Source organism: Micromonospora sp. NBC_01655 (assembly GCF_026339755.1).
Taxonomy (GTDB): Bacteria; Actinomycetota; Actinomycetes; order Mycobacteriales; family Micromonosporaceae; genus Micromonospora.
On record NZ_JAPEQF010000001.1, the window covers coordinates 6790188 to 6808123 of the forward strand.

Sequence of the window (17936 nt, forward strand, 5' to 3'; positions counted from 1 at the left end):
GCGTGCCCGGTCCTGGGCACCGCGCCAGCCTACTGGGCGGCCGGTGCGGCGGTCGGGGCCGACGCGGCGATGGCGGCGAACTGCTCGACGGTGAGCGACTCGCCGCGCGCCCCGGGGTCCACGCCGGCGGCGGTGAGCGTCGCGGCGGCCCGGTCCGCGCCGCCGGCCCAGCCGGCCAGGGCGGCCCGCAGGGTCTTGCGGCGCTGCGCGAACGCGGCGTCCACGACGGCGAAGACGCGTTCCCGGGGCACGTCGGGGCGGGGCGGCTCGCGGCGGGTGAAGGCGACGAGCCCGGAGTCGACGTTGGGCACCGGCCAGAACACGTTGGGCGGCACCCGGCCGGCGGCGCGGGCTCGGGCGTACCAGGCGAGCTTGACCGACGGGATGCCGTAGACCTTGGAGCCGGGTCCGGCGACGAGCCGGTCCGCGACCTCCTTCTGCACCATCACCAGCCCGTGCCGCAGGCCGGGCAGCTCGGCCAGCAGGTGCAGCACGACCGGCACCGCCACGTTGTACGGCAGGTTCGCCACCAGCGCGGTCGGCGCGGGGTCGGCCAGTTCGGCGGCGCCGATCCGCAGGGCGTCCGCGTGGTGCACGGTCAGCCGGGCGGCGGCCGGCCCGGCGAACCGGGCGGCGGTCTCCGGCAGCGCGGCGGCCAGCGTCGGGTCGAGTTCCACGGCGTGGGTGTGCGCGGCCACCGGCAGCAGGGCCAGGGTGAGCGAGCCGAGGCCGGGGCCGACCTCCAGGGCGACGTCGTCCGGGGCCAGCCCGGCGGCGGTGACGATCCGGCGGACGGTGTTCGGGTCGTGCACGAAGTTCTGGCCGAGCTTCTTGGTCGGGTGCACGCCGAGCCGGGCGGCGAGGTCCCGGATCTCCGCCGGGCCGAGCAGGCCGGTCACCGGGTCACCACGGACCGAAGGCGCGCTCGCCGTTGGCCGACAGCGCCGCGCACAGCTCGTCGAGGTCCGCGCCGGTGGTCGCGGCCAGCGCCCGCACGGTGAGGGGGATCAGGTACGACGCGTTGGGCCGCCCCCGGTGCGGGGTGGGGGTCAGGTACGGCGCGTCGGTCTCCACCAGGAGCTGGTCGAGCGGGGTGAGCGCGGCGGCCTCGCGCAGCGCGACGGCGCTGGCGAAGGTGACGGTGCCGGCGAAGCTGAGCAGGTAGCCGCGGCGCACGCAGTCGGCGGCGAACCCGGCGTCGCCGGAGAAGCAGTGCAGCACGACGGTGTCCGGGGCGCCCTCGTCGTCGAGGATCCGCAGCACGTCGGCGTGCGCGTCCCGGTCGTGGATGACCAGGGCCTTGCCGTACCGCTTGGCGATGGCGACGTGCGCGCGGAAGCTCTCCTCCTGCGCGGCCCGGCCCTCGTCGCCGGTACGGAAGAAGTCCATCCCGGTCTCGCCGATCCCGCGCACCCGGGCCCGGGCGGCGAGCGCCTCGATCGCCCGCAGCGCCTCGTCGAGGTCGGTCAGCCGGGGCGCCTCGTTGGGATGCAGGGCGACGGTGGCCAGCACGGCCGGGTAGCGGTCGGCCGCGTCGGCGCCCCACGCGGAGGACGCCACGTCCACGCCGACCTGGACGAGCCGGTCCACGCCGGCCTCGGCGGCCACCGCGACGGTCGCCGCGACCGGGTCGTCGGCGCGGGCGTTCCCGCCCGCCCCGCCGGCCGGGGCACCGGCCTCGGTGACGGTGATGTCCAGGTGGGTGTGGCTGTCCGGCACGGGACGGGGCAGCGGCTCGGGCGCGGGCGGGAACTCCCCGCCCCGGCGGGTGGCCCGCTGGCGGCGGGACTCAGTCGGCTCGGTCATCGCCGCCAGCATCACACACCACCGGTCGGCGCCGGTCCGCCACCCGGTCCCTCCCGCGCCCCGCCACCGCCTCCCCCGGCACCGCGCTGACCAGGTCCCGCTCACCGGGCCGACATCCGGGGTTCACCTGCCCGGCACCGGACGGGCCTAGCGTCGCCGGGGTGAGCGTCGTCCCCCAGGCCAGTGGAGCCGCCGAGGAGCGGACGGGGCTGCGCGTGACGTGCGGCGGGGTGGTGTACCCGGCCGAGGAGATCGCCCGGGGCGCGGCGTACGAGCTGTTCAGCGCCGAGGAGGCGCCCGGCTTCGAGTGGGCGCCCCGGTCGGGGGTGCCGCTGCCCTGGCGGAGGTTCGTGCACGTTACCGAGGTGACGGCGGTGCGTGGGGTCGGTGAGCCGGCCGAGGAGGCGGAGACGCCGCTGCTGGTGCCGCTGCACCGGGAGCGGGGCTGGGCGCAGGTGCACCGGCTCAGCCAGCAGCCGGCCGCGGCCGGCGACCCGACGCTGGCGGCGGTCCGGGCGTCCGCGGTGGTCCGCCGGGGCACCCGGATGGTCAAGGTGCTCTCCGCCCGGCAGCTCGCCGGGTACGCCCGGGGCTGGCTGCCGCACGGGTTCTGCCACCGCGAGCACGACATCGCCCACCTGCGTACCCCGGAGAAGCTGGCGGTGCTGCGCACCGACTCGCCGGGCGGCCGGGACGACCTGGACGTGGCGTACACGCTGCGCTGGCGGGCCGCCGACCCGGGCGACTACGTCCCGCCGGTCGGCGCGGCGTGGCGGGGGCTGACCGCGCTGCCGCCCCGGGACCGGCTCGGCCCGCCGGTGCTCGGCACCGGGTTCGTGCCGAGCGAGGCGCAGCTCGTCCCGGAGTTCGTGACCCGGGACTTCGCCGACCTGCCGATGCCGGCGAACGCCACCCTGCTCGCCTACCCGGCGTCCGGTGAGGAGGTGGTGCTGTACAGCTACCAGGCCGAGCAGCGGGGCTGGTTGCGGATGGTCGGCCCACAGTGGCGACACCTGCTCGCGGCGGTGCCCGGGCTGTCCCCCGACCAGGAGTACCTGCCGACCGGGGAGACGCCCCGCTCGACCCAGCTCGTCGGCGGGTACGCCGGGACCGGGTACGAGGCGGTGGCCGACCTCCCCGGCGGGTTCCGGGTGCTGGCGATGACCCGGGCCGCGCGGTACCCGGTCGAGGCGGTGGTCCGTCGGCTGCGGCACGCCGGCTGGCGGGGCGTGCCCTGCCTGGTGCTGCGGGAGGAGGCCGACTGGCTGCGGCTGCGGCTGACCCGGCCGGACCCGGACGCGGTGGTCGCGACCGGGGCGCAGTGCCAGGAACGGGGCGTCTACGAGACCTGGGCCCCGGCGACCGAGGTGACCGACGACCGGATGGTGGACGTGCCGTACCCCGGCTGACCGGCGGCGGGCCGGCGCGGCGGCGGGTGGGCATAACGGCGGGCGGGCCGGGAATGCGCGGGCGTCCGACGACCCCGACCCCGCTCCGGGAGACGACATGCCGTTCATCACCGTCGGCGCGGAGAACTCTGCGCCCATCGACCTGTACTACGAGGACCACGGTGCCGGGCAGCCGGTGGTGCTGATCCACGGATTCCCGTTCAACGGGGCGACCTGGGAGAAGCAGACCAGCGCCCTGCTCGCCGCCGGCTACCGCACGATCACGTACGACCGACGGGGGTTCGGCAACTCCAGCCAGCCGGCGGCCGGGTACGACTACGACACGTTCGCGGCCGACCTGGACGTGCTGATGACCGAGCTGGACCTGCGCAATGCGATCCTGATCGGGCACTCGATGGGCACCGGGGAGGTGACCCGCTACCTCGGCACGTACGGGTCGGACCGGGTGGACCGGGCGGTGCTGCTCGCCCCGCTCGCGCCGTTCCTGCTGAAGACCGCCGACAACCCGGAGGGGCTGGACCGGAGCCTGTTCGACGGGTTCCAGCAGGCGATCCTCGCCGACCGGTTCGCGTTCCTCACCAGCTTCTGCGACAACTTCTTCAACTACGCGGACAACAAGGGCAAGCTGGTCAGCGAGGAGGCGTACCGGGCGCACTGGGAGATCGGCACGCGGGCCTCGGCGATCGGCACGTACCAGTCCGTGGACGCGTGGCTGACCGATTTCCGGCCCGACCTGCCCCGGATCGACGTGCCGGTGCTGCTTGTGCAGGGCGACCAGGACCGGGTGCTCCCGTACGCGGCGACCGGGCAGCGATTGCAGTCGATGCTGCCCGACGGGCGGCTGACCACCCTCAAGGGGGCGCCGCACGGCATCCCGTGGACCAACGGCGACGAGGTGAACCGCGCGATCCTGGAGTTCGTGGTGGCCCCGGCAATGGCCCGGCGCTGAGGCGGCCGGCGGGGCGGGCGTACCAGCCGGCGCGGCCCCCGGGGGGCCGCGCCGGCGCGGTGGTTCGGGCCGGTGCGGCGGTCAGCCGGCGAGCCGGGCCAGTTCCTCGTCGACGATCGACGGGTCGAGCTTGCGGAAGACCGGCTTCGGCGCCGCGAGCGGCCGGCCCACCTCCAGCGGTACGGACTCCCAGCGCGCCCCGACCGTGTAGTCCCCGGTCAGCACCGGGTACGCGGGCCCGCCGTCGAGGTCGTCGACCTCCTCCAGCACGGGCATCGGCGCGTGCACGCCGGTGCCGCCGAGCAGCTCGTGGATCTTCTGCGCGGAGTGCGGCAGGAACGGGGTGAGCAGCGTGTTCGCGTCGCTGACCACCTGGAGGGCGACGTGCAGGATGGTGCCCATCCGGGGCTTGTCCGCCTCGTCCTTGAGCTTCCACGGGGCCTGCTCGGAGAGGTACTTGTTGGCCTCGGCGACGACCCGCATCGCCTCGCCGATGGCCTGCTTCTGCCGGTGCCGGCCGATCAGGCCGCCGACGGTCGCGAAGCCGGCCCGGGCGGTGGCGAGCAGCGCCTCGTCGGCCTCGGTGAGCCCGGCCGGGTCGACCGGCGGGATCGCGCCGAAGTTCTTCGCCGCCATGGAGACGGACCGGTTGACCAGGTTGCCCCAGCCGGCGACCAGTTCGTCGTTGTTGCGGCGGAGGAACTCGGCCCAGGTGAAGTCGGTGTCGTTGCTCTCCGGGCCGGCGACGGCGATGAAGTAGCGCAGCGCGTCGGCGTCGTACCGCTCCAGGAAGTCCCGGACGTAGATGACCACCTTGCGGGATGAGGAGAACTTTCGCCCCTCCATGGTCAGGTACTCGCTGGAGACCACCTCGGTGGGCAGGTCGAGCCGGCCCAGCCGGCCCGGCTCGCCGTCGCGCGCGCCCTCGCCCGAGTAGCCGCTGAGCAGCGCCGGCCAGATCACCGAGTGGAAGACGATGTTGTCCTTGCCCATGAAGTAGCAGCTCTGCCCGCCGCCGTCGGCGGACGGGGTGCCACCCTCGGCGTCCCTCGGGTTCCAGAACTTCCGCCACGCCTCCGGGTCACCGGTGCGGCGGGCCCACTCGATCGACGCGGACAGGTAGCCGATGACCGCGTCGAACCATACGTAGATCCGCTTGTCCGGCCGGTCCCGCCAGCCGTCGAGGGGGATCGGCACGCCCCAGTCCAGGTCCCGGGTGATCGCCCGGGGCTGGAGGTCGTCGAGCAGGTTCCGGGAGAACCGCAGCACGTTGGGCCGCCAGCCCTCCCGGCTGTCCAGCCACTGCCGCAGGGCGTCGGCCAGGGCCGGCAGGTCGAGGAAGAAGTGCTCGGTCTCGATGAACTCCGGAGTCTCGCCGTTGATCTTGGACTTCGGGTTGATCAGGTCGACCGGGTCGAGCTGGTTGCCGCAGTTGTCGCACTGGTCTCCACGGGCGCTGTCGTACCCGCAGATCGGGCAGGTGCCCTCGATGTACCGGTCGGGCAGGGTCCGGCCGGTGGACGGGGAGATCGCGCCGACCGTGACCTTGGGGACGATGTAGCCGTTGCGGTGCATCCCGGAGAACAACTCCTGCACCACGGCGTAGTGGTTGCGGGTGGTGGTACGGGTGAACAGGTCGTACGACAGCCCGAGCGCCCGCAGGTCCTCGGCGATCACCCGGTTGTACCGGTCGGCCAGCTCGCGAGGGGTGACCCCCTCGGCGTCGGCCTGCACCTGGATCGGGGTGCCGTGCTCGTCGGTGCCGGACACCATGAGCACGTCGTGGCCGGCCATCCGCATGTACCGGGCGAAGACGTCGGAGGGAACGCCGAAACCGGAGACGTGGCCGATGTGGCGCGGGCCGTTGGCGTAAGGCCAGGCTACCGCCGCGAGAACGTGACTCATGACCAGCAAGCCTAGTGACCGCGTCGGGCGTCCCGCGAACCAATAGGCCGCCCGTGCGGTCGACACCCTGTCGGGGCGACCCGACGCAACCCGGACCAGGCAGCCCGATGGCCCCCCTCGGGCAACCCACCCCACCCCCACCCCCACCGCCCGGGCGGCGGTGATCAAGGTGGCGGGGTGGCGACAATTGCCGGATTTGTCGCCGACACACGGTCTGAGCTGCCCGGGAGCCCGCGCCGGCCGGGGTCCAATGAAGCCCGTGACCGCCAGACGAGCCGCCCGGGAACACGAGGAACCGCCCGCCGGGCCGGCGCGCGACGACGACCCGCCGCCCGGGCCGTCGCCCCGGGCCGGGACCGTGGCGCCGCAGCCCCGCCCCCTCCCGGCCGCCGAACCGGCCGAGCCGGGTCCCGCCCCCTCCTCGGGCGGGCCGCCGTCCGGGCCGAGCGGGCCGCCGTCCGGGCCGAGCACCACGTCCGGGCCGAGCGCCGCGTCCGGGGCGGCCGGTTCGGCCGTCGTGCCCGGGCAGGCCACCGGCGGCCCCGACCGGCCGGTGGAGGTGGAGCCGACCACCGGGGCGCCGGTCGGCGCCGTGCCGCGCCGGGTCCCGGTCCGGCAGCCGGGCGGTCGCTTCCGCCCGGGAACCACCGCCGGGGGCCCGCCGGAGTCCGACGACGACGGGCTGTTCTGGGCGCCGATCGAGGAGGTGCACTGGGACGGCACGCCACTGCGGGAGGAGCACGGCCGACCGGGCCGGTGGCGGCGTGGCGACACCGGCCGGGCGGTCGTCGCCCGGGCCCGACGGCAGCGGGCCGACCGCCCCGCCCGGCCTCCGGATCCCTGGCGGGGGCTCTCCGCACTGCTGGCGCTGAGCCTGCTCGCCGCCTTCTTCGCCTGGGTGAGCGCCGGCCCGTTCTGGCTGTCCGTCGGGCACCGCGTCACCGGCACGGTGGTGGTCGGCGAGTGCACCGGCGGCGGGCTGACCCAACGCTGCCGGGGGGTCTTCACCGCCGACGACGGCCGGTTCGTCGCGTTCGGGGTGCGGATCAGCGGGGTGCCCGCCGAGCGCAGCACGACCGGCTCCGCCCTGCCGGCCGGGATGACCGGGCCGGCGGCCGACACGGCGTACGCCGACACCCGGGCCGGCCTGCACCTGCGCTGGCTGCTCGGGCTGCTGCTGGTGCTGGCCTGCGGCGGGGCGATCGCCCGGTGCACCGGCGCCACCCTGCTCACCGACCGGCGGGCCCGCCGGTGGGCGACGGCCGCCGCCGTGGCCGGCCCGCTCGTGATCACGGCCGGTCTCCTCGCCGCCGCCTGGTGACCCGTACCGCCCGGCCGCCCCGTCCGGCCCGCTCGCGTGGCCGGACGGGATGGTCTCAGGCGTGCACGACCGCGTAGACCTCGCGGCGGCGCAGGCCGTACCCGGTGGCGACCTCGGTGATCGCGTCTCGCCGGGACAGGCCGGCAGCCTCCCGTTCGGCCACGGCGGCGCGCAGCGTCGCGTCGTCCGGGCGCTCGACGGCGGCCGGCGCGGCGCCGGCCACCACCAGGGTGATCTCGCCGCGCGGCCCGCCGTCGGCGGCCCAGGCGGCCAGTTCGCCGAGCGGCCGGCGAACCACCTCCTCGTACGTCTTGGTCAGCTCGCGGCAGAGCGCGGCCGGCCGGTCGGCGCCGAACTCGGCGGCCAGGTCGGCGAGCGCACCGCTGATCCGGTGCGGGGCCTCGAACAGCACCAGGGTCCGCTCCTCGCCGGCCAGTGCGCGCAGCCGGGAACGCCGCGCGCCGGGCGTGCGGGGCAGGAAGCCCTCGAAGCAGAACCGGTCGCTGGGCAGCCCGGACAGGGCCAGCGCGGTGGTGACGGCGCTCGGGCCGGGGGCGGCGGTCACCGGCACCCCGGCGTCGAGCGCGGCCCGGACCAGCCGGTACCCGGGGTCGGAGACGCTGGGCATCCCGCCGTCGGTGACCAGCGCGACGACGTACCCCTCGCGGAGCACCTCGACCAGCTCGGGGGTGCGGCGCTCCTCGTTGCCCTCGAAGTAGGAGACGATCCGGCCGGGCACGGCGACGTCGAGGTCCCGGGCCAGCCGGGTGAGCCGCCGGGTGTCCTCGGCGGCGACCACGTCGGCGGCGGCGAGCACCTCACGGAACCGGGCGGACGCGTCGGCCGGGTTGCCGAGCGGCGCGCCGAGGAGAATCAGGCGGCCAACTTCGGACATTTCACCCACGAAAGGCACTCCTTCATCGACAGCGGTACCGGTATCGGGGACGACGGGCGCCACCGGGCACCTCCGCAGCCTACGATCGCCTCGTGACGAGTGCGTCGACAGCGCAGAGCGCGAGCGCGGGCCGGGCGGAATCGGAGCACGCCGGAACCGGCGCCGCGACCGAGCAGTCCACGCCTCCCCCCACCAGCGGCGGAGGGGGCGTAGCCGCGACCGTGCGGCGGCGGCTGGCCACCGTCGACGCCCGGCTGGACGTCAACTCGTGGCTGGCCACCGCCGTCGTGGTGGCGATCGCGGCGATCCTGCGCCTGGTCGGCCTCAGCGGCCCGAAGGGCAAGATCTTCGACGAGATCTACTACGCCCGCGACGGCTGGGGGCTGGTCGACAAGGGCGTCGAGTGGAACTACAAGGACAACGGCCCGTCGTACGTGGTGCACCCGCCGCTGGGCAAGTGGCTGATCGGGCTCGGCGAGTGGGCGTTCGGATACTCCGACGCGGAGCACAACATCTCCGTGCCGGGGCACCTGACGACCACCGCCCCGGAGTTCGGCTGGCGCATCGGCGCCGCGATCGCCGGCATCGTGTCGGTGCTGCTGCTGGTCCGCATCGGCCGCCGCCTGTTCCGCTCCACCACCCTCGGCTGCGCCGCCGGCCTGCTGCTCGCCCTGGACGGCTTCCACCTGGTGCTCTCCCGCACCGCCCTGCTCGACATCTTCCTGCTGCTGTTCGTGCTGGCCGCGTTCGGCGCCCTCGTCCTCGACCGGGACGCCCGGCGGCGGCGGTGGAGCCGGGCGCTGGAGGCCGGGCTGGACCCCACCGCCGCGGGGCGGGCAGGCCGGCCGGCCGGCGGCTGGCGGAACTGGCCCTGGTGGCGGCTGGCTGCCGGGGTACTGCTCGGCTGCGCCTGCGCGGTGAAGTGGAGCGCGGTGTACTTCCTGCCGGCCTTCGCGCTGTTGGCCCTGTTCTGGGAGGTCGGCGTCCGCCGGTCCGCCGGGGTGCGCCGGCCGTGGCGCGACGCACTGCTCGACGAGGTGCCCTGGCTGGCGCTGGCCGGGGTGCTGATGGTCGTCACCTACGTGGCCACCTGGTCGGGCTGGCTGCTGAGCGACGACGGCTACTACCGGCTCGCCGCCCGGTACCCGAACGCGGAAGGGCTCAGCGACACCCCGTACCTCGGGGCGCTGAACAACCTGTGGGAGTACCACAAGGCCGCGTACGGCTTCCACACAACTTTGGACAAACCGCACAAGTACCAGTCCTGGCCGTGGCAGTGGCTGCTGCTCGGCCGGCCGGTGGCGTTCTACTGGTCCGGCGACGGCGCCTGCGGCGCGCCCACCTGCGCCTCCGAGATCCTGCTGCTCGGCACGCCGCTGCTGTGGTGGTCGTTCCTGCCCGCCCTGTTCGGGGCGGCCTGGATCGGCGCGGCCCGGCGGGACTGGCGGGCCGGGGCGATCCTGCTCTGTGCGGCGGCCGGCCTGCTGCCCTGGTTCTGGTTCGCCCTGGACGGGCGGACGATGTTCTCCTTCTACGCCGCGCCGGCCCTGCCGTTCCTGGTGCTGGCGGTGGTCTACGTGCTGGGCGCGATCGCCTCCCCGGCCCCCGCCGGGGCCCGGGCACCGGCCGGGAGCCCGGGCCCCGGCGGGGCGGACGAGGACGCGGCCGACCGCCGGCTGGTCGGCGGGGTCGTGGTCGGCGCGTACGTGCTGCTGGTCGCGCTCTGCTTCGCGTACTTCTATCCGATCTTCGTCGGGAAGCTGCTGCCGTACGCGGAGTGGTCGGCCCGGATTTGGCTGGACGGTCGCTGGATCTGACGACGGCCTCGCGACGGCGACCCACGACCGGCGGTCCCGGCACGGGGCCGCCCTGGCTGTCGCGGACGGTGATGGCGAGGCATGACCGGTAGCCGGTAAGAGCCGTCGCGGGCCGGCCGGACCGAGGGCGACGTGGATATCGGATAGCCGACAGCGCCGGCGCGACGCGAGGGGCCCGACCGCCCCCGGGCACAAAGGCGCGCGCCCCGATCGCCTGCCACGGGGGAAGCGGGCGATTGGGGCGCGCAATGAGAGCTTAACCACCGGGCACCACCGGCACAACGGGTGGACTCGGGTCAGATTTCTGACGGAACTCACCCCAACCTAATGGTTTACACCAGGCAGCTAACCGTCAGTCATCCGGCGAGAACCTTACGAGATCCTCCGGCCGACCCTCCCACCCCCGGCGACACCGGCAGGCGGCCGTACGGGCCGTCGGCCGAGCGGCGGGCGGCCGTCGGGGGCCGACCGACCATCCAGAGTGGATCTCACTACACTCGCCCCGGTGATCAACAGAAGACGATCGACATCCGTCCTCCGTGGACTGCTGGCGGCGACCGTCCTGATCGGACCTGGGGTCGTGCTGACCGGGCCCGCGCCCGCGTGGGCCGACGAGGAGACCCCCGCCGAGCCGCCCCGGGTCGAGCTGGTGCTCGACGTCAGCGGCTCGATGCGGGCCCGGGACATCGACGGGCGGAGCCGGATCTCGGTGGCGCAGCAGGCGTTCAACGAGGTCGTGGACGCGCTGCCGGAGGAGACCCAGCTCGGAATCCGGGTCCTCGGCGCCACCTACAAGGGCAAGGACAAGAAGGTCGGCTGCCAGGACACCCAGCAGATCGTGCCCGTCGGCCAGGTGGACCGCACCCAGGCCAAGGCGGCGGTGGCCACCCTCCGGCCCACCGGCTTCACCCCGGTCGGGCTGGCGCTCCGCTCGGCCGCGCAGGACCTGGGCACCGGCGCCACCGCCCGCCGGATCGTGCTGATCACCGACGGCGAGGACACCTGTGCCCCGCCGGATCCGTGCGAGGTGGCCCGGGAGCTGGCCGCGCAGGGCACCAAGCTGGTGGTGGACACCCTCGGCCTGGCCCCCGACGACAAGGTGCGCCGGCAGTTGCTCTGCATCGCCAACGCGACCGGTGGGACGTACACGGCCGCGCAGAGCGCGGACGAGCTGACCGGCCGGATCAAGCAGCTGGTGGACCGGGCCCGGGACACGTACACCGCCGCCCCGGCCGTGGTGGGCGGCTCCGCCCGCTGCCCGGACGCGCCGCTGCTCGCTCCCGGCGTCTACACCGACCGGGAGCAGTTCTCCGAGCACCGCTGGTACCGGGTCCCGGTGCGCCCCGGGCAGGAGCTGCGTGCCTCGGTGAGCATCGCGCTGGACCGCCCGGTCAACCCCGACTACGGGGTGCTGCTGCGGGCCACCGCCCCGGACGGCCGCGAGCTGGTCCGCGGCGTGGACGCCGGCAGCGGCCGTACCGACGTCGTCTCCGCCGGCCTGCGCTGGTCGGCCGCCGCCGACACGGACGCGGACGCCGACGAAGGGGAGTCGCCGAGCCCCGCGCCGGGCGACGCGGACGCCGCCCCGACCACCGTCTGCCTGGTGGTCAGCAACGCGTTCGCACCCCGTCCCGGCACCCGGGCCACCCCCGGAATGCCGATCGAGCTGACCGTCGACGTGGTCGCGTCGTCGCCGGCCCCGGGCGGGCCGGACCTGGGTCGGGGCTGGGTGCTGCTGGTGCTGCTGACCCTGGCCGGCCTGCTCACCGGCCTCGTCGCCGGCCTGCTCACCCGCTGGTGGGTCGCGACCTGGAGGGAGAACTGACGATGCGTACCCCGCTGATCCGGTCCGGGGCGGCGCTGGCCGCCGCCACCGCCCTGGCCCTGCCGGCCGGCCCCGCGCTGGCCGGCCCGCCGCCCGCCGCCCGGGACGCGCTCGCCGCGCCCACCCCCTCCCCCGGGGCCGCCACGGTCACCAAGGCCGGCACCTCGTTCCTGACCGCCACCGCGATCACCGCCGGGCAACCGGTCCAGGTCGGCGCGTCGACCGGCGACCACCTCTACTGGTCCTTCCCGGGTCGCGCCGGGCAGATCCACGAGATCGCGGCGACGGTCGGCTTCCCCAAGGGCCGCACGGGCGCGTCCACCTGGACCGTCGAGGTCTTCGACGGCCTGCGCCGGCGGCAGGCGTGCACGGCGGGGGCGCAGACGCCGACCGCCACGGCGGCGGCGACCAGCGTCACGCTCGGCTGCACGCTGCGCCAGGTCCGGTCCTGGGCGGAGCCGTGGTCGGCCGACCCGTTGCCCGGCACGTACTACGTCCGGCTCTCGGTGGTGGACCTGCCGGAGCCGGACCTCGGCCTGCCGGTCGACGTGGACCTGCTCGTCTCGGACGTGGGCGACGGCGACGCCCCGGCCGACGACGGGGAGCTGAAGGCGCCGCTGGTGCCGAACACGAAGGCCGGCACGGTGCTCACCGGTGAGCCGGCGGCGGCACCGGCCGAGGAGGAGGACGAGAGCCTCCTCACCGGCTGGCTGCCCGAGGGGTCCTCGCGCTGGATCTGGACCACGGTCGGCGGCGTGCTGGCCGCCGTGGCCGGCGTGGTCGGCTTCGCCCTGACCCGCCGCCCGCGCCGCCCCTGACCGGTGCCCCGCCCGGTCCGCCGTCGTCGGCCGGCCCGCCGGTGGCCACCCCCTTCGGAAGGGGTGGCCACCGGCGGGTCGGCCGGTGCGGCGTCCGGGGCCCCTCCGGTGTCACCGGTTGCGGTACGTTCGGCACCGATGAGCATCCGGGAGCTGACCACCGAACGGGAGCGGGTCCGCGCCTGGCTGGCCGGCGCCGACAACGGCGACCCGGCCGGTGCTGTGGGACCACTCAGCCGGACCTCGGGCTGCGCGGTGGCCGGGGCCGAAAGTGCGTGACCTGCTGCCGCCCGAGGTGGCGGTGGCTGTCGCCGAGGCTGACGACTGGGTCGGGGAGCTGCTGCCCGCCGAGCGGGCCTGCCTCGGCGAGCGGGTGGTGGAGAGCCGGCAACGGGACTTCACCGCCGGGCGGGTCTGCGCCAGGCGGGCGCTCGCCCGGCTCGGGGTGCCGTCCGTCGCCGTGCCGTCGGCGCCGAACCGGTCCCCGGTCTGGCCGGCCGGGGTGGTCGGCAGCATCACCCACACCCGCGGCTACTGCGCCGCGGCGACGGCCCGCGCCGACCAGGTCCGCTCCGTCGGCATGGACGCCGAGCGGCACAAGGAACTCAACGCCGGGGTACGCAGGCTGATCGGGCTGCCCGAGGAGTGGGACGACTGCGCCCGGCTGCCGGCCGGAGTCTCCTGGCCGGCGGTGCTGTTCAGCGCCAAGGAGACCGTCTACAAGGTCTGGCACCCGATCGTCGGCACCTGGCTCGACTTCCACGACGCCCGGGTCGAGCTGGATCCGGACTCCGGCCTGTTCACGGCCCGGATCACCGCCGCCCGACTGGACGCGGCCCCGGTGCCCGACCCGCCCGCGACGATCACCGGACGGTTCGCTGTCGACGCCGACCTGGTCCGCACCGCCGCCATCCTGTTACCCCGCTGAGACGGTACGTGCACCCGGGACTGTGCCGGGGGCGCTACCGTCGGATCGTCGCGATCGTGATCAGGTGCCGAGGAGTACGGTGAGCCACCCCCAGCCCCCTTACGGGCCGCAGGATCCATACCAGCCGAACCAGGAACCGACGGCGCCCGTGCCGCAGTGGCCGGCTGATCCGACCGCGCCGCTGCCCCCGCCACCCGTGTCCGGCGCGCCGTACCCGCCTCCGGTGTCGGGGGCACCGTACCCGCCGCCGGTCTCCGGCGCGCCGTACCCGCCGACCTCCGGATCCCCGTACCAGCCGCCGCAGCCGGGCGGGTTCACGCCGCCGCCCGCCCCGGACCCCGCGTACCAGCCGGGCGGATACCCGCCGCCGCCCGGCCCGGACGCGGCGTACCCGCCGGTGTCCGGCATGCCGTACCCGCCGTACCAGCCGGGTGCCGCGCCGGGCGGCCCGGGCTACCCGATCGGCCCGGTCCCGCCGACGAAGAGCAGCAAGAAGCCGATCATCATTATCATCGCGGTCGTCGCGGCGGTGCTCGCCCTGCTCTGCTGCATCGGCGGCGTGGTGGCGCTCGGCAAGGGCGTCGACGAGGCGGCCAAGGAGGCGGAGCGGCAGCTTCCCGGGCCCGTGGAGACCAGCGGCCCGTCCTCGTCGTCGACCCCGGCGAACGGCGAGACGTTCAACCTGAAGGCCGGCCAGACCCTGGTCATCACCGACGACGAGGGCACCTTGGAGATCACGGTGCTGCGGTTCCGCACCTCGACCAAGGGCTGCAAGGCGTACTCGCCCGAGCCCGACAAGGGCCTCTACCTGATCGCGGACGTCACCGCGACGGTGAAGAAGGGCAACATGTCGATAAACCCGTTCTACTTCCAGTGGGTGGGCGACGACGGCAGCACCGAGAACGGGATCTCCGGCGCGTTCGCCGGCTGCGGCGACCTGCTCGACTCCGGCGTCAACCTGAGGGAGGGCAGCCAGCGCAGCGGCAGCGTCACCTTCGACGTGGCCGACAAGAACGGGGCGATGGAGTACCGGCACAAGCTGAAGACCGCCGGCTCCTGGAAGCCGTAGGTCCGATCGTTGCTTCTACTGGTCGGACGACCGCGACATGACCCGATCGCTGAAGGGCTGAGGGCCCCTCCAACTCACGGGTGCCGCTCGGCGGGCGCCGTGCGGCCCGGGGCGGTCTGACCGACCACGAGCGGGGCGGTCCGGCACGACTGCGGTCGGGACGGCTCGGCCGTGGCGGCCAGCTTGGCCCGGGGCCGGTCGGCGTCGGGATGGCGCAGCTCGTCGAAGATGGCCGACGCCGCCCGCCAGGCCCGGCGGGCGGCGGCGAGGTCGCCGGCCGCGCGCTCGGTGTCGCCGAGGTTGTCCAGCACCTCCGCCTCGTCGTACCGGTCGCCCAGCTCGCGGTGCAGTGCCAGCGCCCGCCGGTAGCAGCTCGCGGCCTGCCCGTGGTCACCCCGCCCGTGGTGGACGTAGCCGAGGCTGTCCCAGGTCAGGGCGGCGCCGTGCCGGTCGCCGTTCTCCTCGTGCAGCCGCAGGGCCGCCCGGCAGCAGCGCAGTGCCGGCCCGGGTTCGCCGAGGCGGGCGTGCAGCCAGCCCAGGTTGTTGAGCGCCTTGGCCTGCCCGACCCGGTAGCCGGCGGCCCGGTAGAGGTCGAGTGCCCGCTGCGTCTCGTCGAGCGCCGCCCGGTGCTGGCCCTGCCGGGCCAGCACCCAGCTCACCCCGAGATGCGTGTGCGCCCGGCCGGTGTCGTCGCCCAGTTCGCGGTAGAGCTCCAGGTCACGGCCGTAGTGCAGGTGCGCCCCCCGGTGGTCGCCCAGCCAGGTGCAGGCGATGGCCAGGCCCCGGTGCGCCAGGGCCTGCCCGGCCAGGTCGCCCCGGCGCCGGGCCGCCGCCAGGGCGGTGCGGTGCGCGGCTGCCAGCTCGGGCCAGTGCCCGCGCCGGTCGAGGTACGTGGTGAGGGCGGCGGCCAGCGTCCACGCGTGCCGGTCCAGTCCGGTGCCCGCCGCCTGTTCCACGGCGGCCAGCAGGACGTGGTGTTCGGCGGCGAACCAGCCGGTCGCCCAGGCGTGGTCCGGCCGGTCGCCCACCGTCACCCCGGGCTCCGGCACCGGCAGCGTCGCCGGCCGGGCCAGCCGGTACGGGTCGAGCAGGTGGTCCGCCGCGTACGTGGCGTGCAGGTAGTGATCGAGGAGGCGGCTCCGGGCGGCCGCCCGCTCGGCCTCCGGGTCGGCCTCGTGACACAGCTCGGAGGCGTAGGCGCGGAGCAGGTCGTGCATGGCGTACCGGCCGGGAACCCGCTCGGTGAGCAGGTTCGCCCGGGCCAGCCCGACCAGCAACGGGCCGACCCGGGACAGGGGCAGGCCGGCCAGGCTGGCCACCGCCGGCCGCGCGACGTCGGGGCCCGGGTGCAGACCGAGCAACCGGAACAGCCGGGCGGACTCAGCGTCCAGCGCCCGGTACGACCAGGAGAAGACCGCCCGGACGTCGGTCGCGGGGTCCCCGGTCTCCAGCGCGGCGAGCCGGTCCCCGTTGGTCGCCCGCAGTTCCGCGGCGAGGGAGGCCAGTGGCACGTCGGGCTGTCCGACAGCCCGGGCGGCCACGATGGCCAGCGCCAGCGGCAGGCCGGCGCAGCGCCGCACGATCTCGTTGAGTGCCGCCGGCTCGGTGCCAGCGCGACCTCGGCCGAGCCGTCGGCCCAGCAGTTCCCGCGACTCCCCGGGCGCGAGCAGGTCGAGGGTCACCGGACGGGCCCCGTCGCTGACCACCAGCCCGGTGAGCCGGTTGCGGCTGGTCACCACGACCAGGCTGCCCGGCGAGCCCGGCAGCAGGGGCCGCACCTGTTCGTCGTCGCGGGCGTTGTCGAGCAGCACCAGCACCCGCCGGTCGGCTAGCAGGCTCCGGAACAGCGCGGACTGCCCGGGCAGGTCGGTGGGCACCCGCTGGGGCGGCACGTGCAGCGCCGCCAGGAAGCCGCGCAGCGCCTCACCTGGCGGGACGGCCCGGCCGTCGAGGTCGAACCCGCGCAGGTTGACGTAGAGCTGCCCGTCCGGGTAGCGATGCGCGATCCGGTGCGCCCAGTGCACCGCGAGGGTGGTCTTGCCCACCCCGGCGGTGCCGGCGATCGCGGAGATCACGACCGCCCGGCCGGTGCCGTCCCCGCTGCCAGTGCCGCCGGTGCGGGTGATGCCGGTGGCGTCCTCGCCGACGGGGTCGCCGGGCAGCAGGCCGTCCAGCTCGCGCAGCGCCGCCGCCCGCCCGGTGAACCAGGCCGGCTCGCCGGGGAGCTGTGCCGGGGGCGGCCCGGCAGGCTGGGGCGCGACCGCCCCGGCGGGAACAGTCGCGGTGGGCCCGGCCGGCCCGGTGGCGGTGGGCGCGGCCGGCATGGCGGGCGTCGGCCCGGTGGCGGCCGGCGCCGTCGAGCCGGCGGCGGGTCGGTCCGGCCCGTCCGGCGGGGTGGGTCCGCCCGACGGTACGGCCCGGGCCGGCACCTGGCCCCGCAGCACTCGCAGGTGCGCCTCGGCCAGCTCGGTGCCCGGCTCCACGCCCAGCTCGTCGACGAGTTGGCGCCGGGTCTCGGCGTACCACCGCAGCGCGGCGGCCTGCTGGCCGCAGCCGGCCAGGGCGAGCAGGTACCGGGCCACCAGCGGCTCGCGGAGCGGGTGGGCGGTGACCAGGGGGTGCAGGGTGTGTGCGACCCCGGCGCACCGGCCGAGGCCGAGTTCCACGGCGGCGAGTCGCTCGTGGACGGCCAGCCGCTGCTCGTCCAGGCCGGCGGCGGCGGTGGCGACGAAGGCACCCGCCGCGCCGGCCAGCGCCGGCCCGCGCCACAGCGCCAGGCCGGCGCGCAGCAGCCGCGCCGCCTCCGCCGGCCGGCGGCCTCCTCGGCGCGGGCCTGCTCGACCGCCGCAGTGAACTCGGCCAGGTCCAGCTCCGTCCCACGTACGGTGAGCCGGTAGCCGCCGCCCTGGGTGACCAGCCGGTCGGCCGCGCCCTCGGCGCGCAGGGCCGCCCGGATCCGGGAGACGCAGACCTGCACCTGGGTCCGGGCGGTGGCCGGTGGGTCGTCCGCCCAGAGCCCCGCCACGAGCTGCCCGGCGGAGACCAGCCGGTCGGCGTCGAGCAGCAGCAGCGCGAGCACCGCGCGGTGCTGGGGGCGGTCGATGGCGAGGGCCCGACCCCGGGCGGTGACCTGGACCGGACCGAGGACGGACCACCGCATGACGTTCCTCACGAGTCGTGATCGGACGACCCAA

At 75.7% G+C, this 17936-nt stretch carries 14 protein-coding genes and 1 pseudogene; 9 read left to right on the plus strand and 6 right to left on the minus strand.

Translation table 11 applies throughout. The features are described 5' to 3' along the window. Positions 1-29: 29 nt before the first annotated feature. Both rsmA and OOK41_RS29920 read right to left on the minus strand, forming a co-directional pair. Positions 30-899 carry a 16S rRNA (adenine(1518)-N(6)/adenine(1519)-N(6))-dimethyltransferase RsmA gene (rsmA, locus tag OOK41_RS29915; RefSeq protein WP_266267495.1) on the minus strand — a complete coding sequence of 290 codons (870 nt, stop codon included), beginning with the start codon at positions 897-899 and terminating at the stop codon, positions 30-32. 4 nt (positions 900-903) lie between these two features. Beyond that, the gene (locus OOK41_RS29920; protein WP_117673299.1) at positions 904-1818 is read right to left on the minus strand and encodes a TatD family hydrolase; all 915 of its coding nucleotides are present in this window, start codon (positions 1816-1818) and stop codon (positions 904-906) included. 149 nt (positions 1819-1967) lie between these two features. Between OOK41_RS29920 and OOK41_RS29925 the strand changes: the two genes are divergently transcribed. Together OOK41_RS29925 and OOK41_RS29930 are read left to right on the plus strand one after the other, a co-directional pair. Continuing rightward, on the plus strand, positions 1968-3215 hold the full coding sequence (locus OOK41_RS29925) for a hypothetical protein (RefSeq protein WP_266267496.1): 1248 nt from the start codon (positions 1968-1970) through the stop codon (positions 3213-3215). A gap of 97 nt (positions 3216-3312) precedes the next feature. Next, the gene (locus OOK41_RS29930) at positions 3313-4164 is read left to right on the plus strand and encodes an alpha/beta fold hydrolase (protein WP_117673272.1); all 852 of its coding nucleotides are present in this window, start codon (positions 3313-3315) and stop codon (positions 4162-4164) included. Positions 4165-4245: 81 nt separating this feature from the next. Here OOK41_RS29930 and metG read toward each other — a convergent pair whose 3' ends face one another. Next, a complete protein-coding gene (gene metG / locus OOK41_RS29935) occupies positions 4246-6069 on the minus strand; it encodes a methionine--tRNA ligase (protein WP_117673274.1) in 1824 nt (607 codons plus the stop codon). 259 nt (positions 6070-6328) lie between these two features. Between metG and OOK41_RS29940 the strand changes: the two genes are divergently transcribed. After that, positions 6329-7390 (plus strand): hypothetical protein, encoded by a 1062-nt coding sequence (locus OOK41_RS29940; protein WP_266267497.1) that lies wholly within the window; start codon positions 6329-6331, stop codon positions 7388-7390. A 55-nt stretch (positions 7391-7445) separates the two neighbouring features. On the opposite strand, the gene rsmI is transcribed toward OOK41_RS29940, so the two are convergent. Continuing rightward, positions 7446-8294, minus strand: a complete 849-nt coding sequence (gene rsmI, locus OOK41_RS29945) for a 16S rRNA (cytidine(1402)-2'-O)-methyltransferase (protein ID WP_117673276.1) — start codon at positions 8292-8294, stop codon at positions 7446-7448. 212 nt (positions 8295-8506) lie between these two features. On the opposite strand from rsmI, the gene OOK41_RS29950 reads away from it, so the two are divergent. From OOK41_RS29950 to OOK41_RS29975, 6 genes are all read left to right on the plus strand, one after another. Continuing rightward, the gene (locus OOK41_RS29950) at positions 8507-10102 is read left to right on the plus strand and encodes a dolichyl-phosphate-mannose--protein mannosyltransferase (protein ID WP_266268043.1); all 1596 of its coding nucleotides are present in this window, start codon (positions 8507-8509) and stop codon (positions 10100-10102) included. A gap of 505 nt (positions 10103-10607) precedes the next feature. Next, on the plus strand, positions 10608-11927 hold the full coding sequence (locus OOK41_RS29955) for a VWA domain-containing protein (protein WP_266267498.1): 1320 nt from the start codon (positions 10608-10610) through the stop codon (positions 11925-11927). Positions 11928-11929: 2 nt separating this feature from the next. Further along, a complete protein-coding gene (locus OOK41_RS29960; RefSeq protein ID WP_266267499.1) occupies positions 11930-12745 on the plus strand; it encodes a peptidase in 816 nt (271 codons plus the stop codon). 138 nt (positions 12746-12883) lie between these two features. Beyond that, positions 12884-13024: a hypothetical protein gene (locus OOK41_RS29965; RefSeq protein WP_165878293.1), complete on the plus strand. Its 141-nt coding sequence runs from the start codon at positions 12884-12886 to the stop codon at positions 13022-13024. Next, entirely contained in the window at positions 13017-13673 is a 657-nt protein-coding gene (locus tag OOK41_RS29970; protein ID WP_266267500.1) for a 4'-phosphopantetheinyl transferase, read from the plus strand. Before OOK41_RS29965 ends, OOK41_RS29970 begins: the two co-directional genes overlap by 8 nt. Before the next feature lie 223 nt (positions 13674-13896). Next, entirely contained in the window at positions 13897-14742 is an 846-nt protein-coding gene (locus OOK41_RS29975) for a hypothetical protein (protein WP_266267501.1), read from the plus strand. 74 nt (positions 14743-14816) lie between these two features. Here the strand turns inward: OOK41_RS29975 and OOK41_RS29980 are convergent, their stop codons facing one another. Continuing rightward, positions 14817-17756, minus strand: coding sequence for a BTAD domain-containing putative transcriptional regulator (locus OOK41_RS29980; protein WP_353962220.1), 2940 nt, complete (start codon positions 17754-17756; stop codon positions 14817-14819). After that, positions 17642-17902: pseudogene (locus OOK41_RS32125) on the minus strand (winged helix-turn-helix domain-containing protein); the annotation flags it as partial. The pseudogene OOK41_RS32125 and the gene OOK41_RS29980, both read right to left, overlap by 115 nt. Between the last annotated feature and the right edge of the window lie 34 nt (positions 17903-17936).

Coding starts and splice junctions, on each gene's coding strand:
- OOK41_RS29920 (WP_117673299.1), bottom strand. CDS start 1,818: ATGCTGGCGGCGATGACCGAGCCGACTGAGTCCCGCCGCCAGCGGGCC.
- OOK41_RS29930 (WP_117673272.1), top strand. CDS start 3,313: ATGCCGTTCATCACCGTCGGCGCGGAGAACTCTGCGCCCATCGACCTG.
- metG (WP_117673274.1), bottom strand. CDS start 6,069: ATGAGTCACGTTCTCGCGGCGGTAGCCTGGCCTTACGCCAACGGCCCG.
- OOK41_RS29960 (WP_266267499.1), top strand. CDS start 11,930: ATGCGTACCCCGCTGATCCGGTCCGGGGCGGCGCTGGCCGCCGCCACC.
- OOK41_RS29965 (WP_165878293.1), top strand. CDS start 12,884: ATGAGCATCCGGGAGCTGACCACCGAACGGGAGCGGGTCCGCGCCTGG.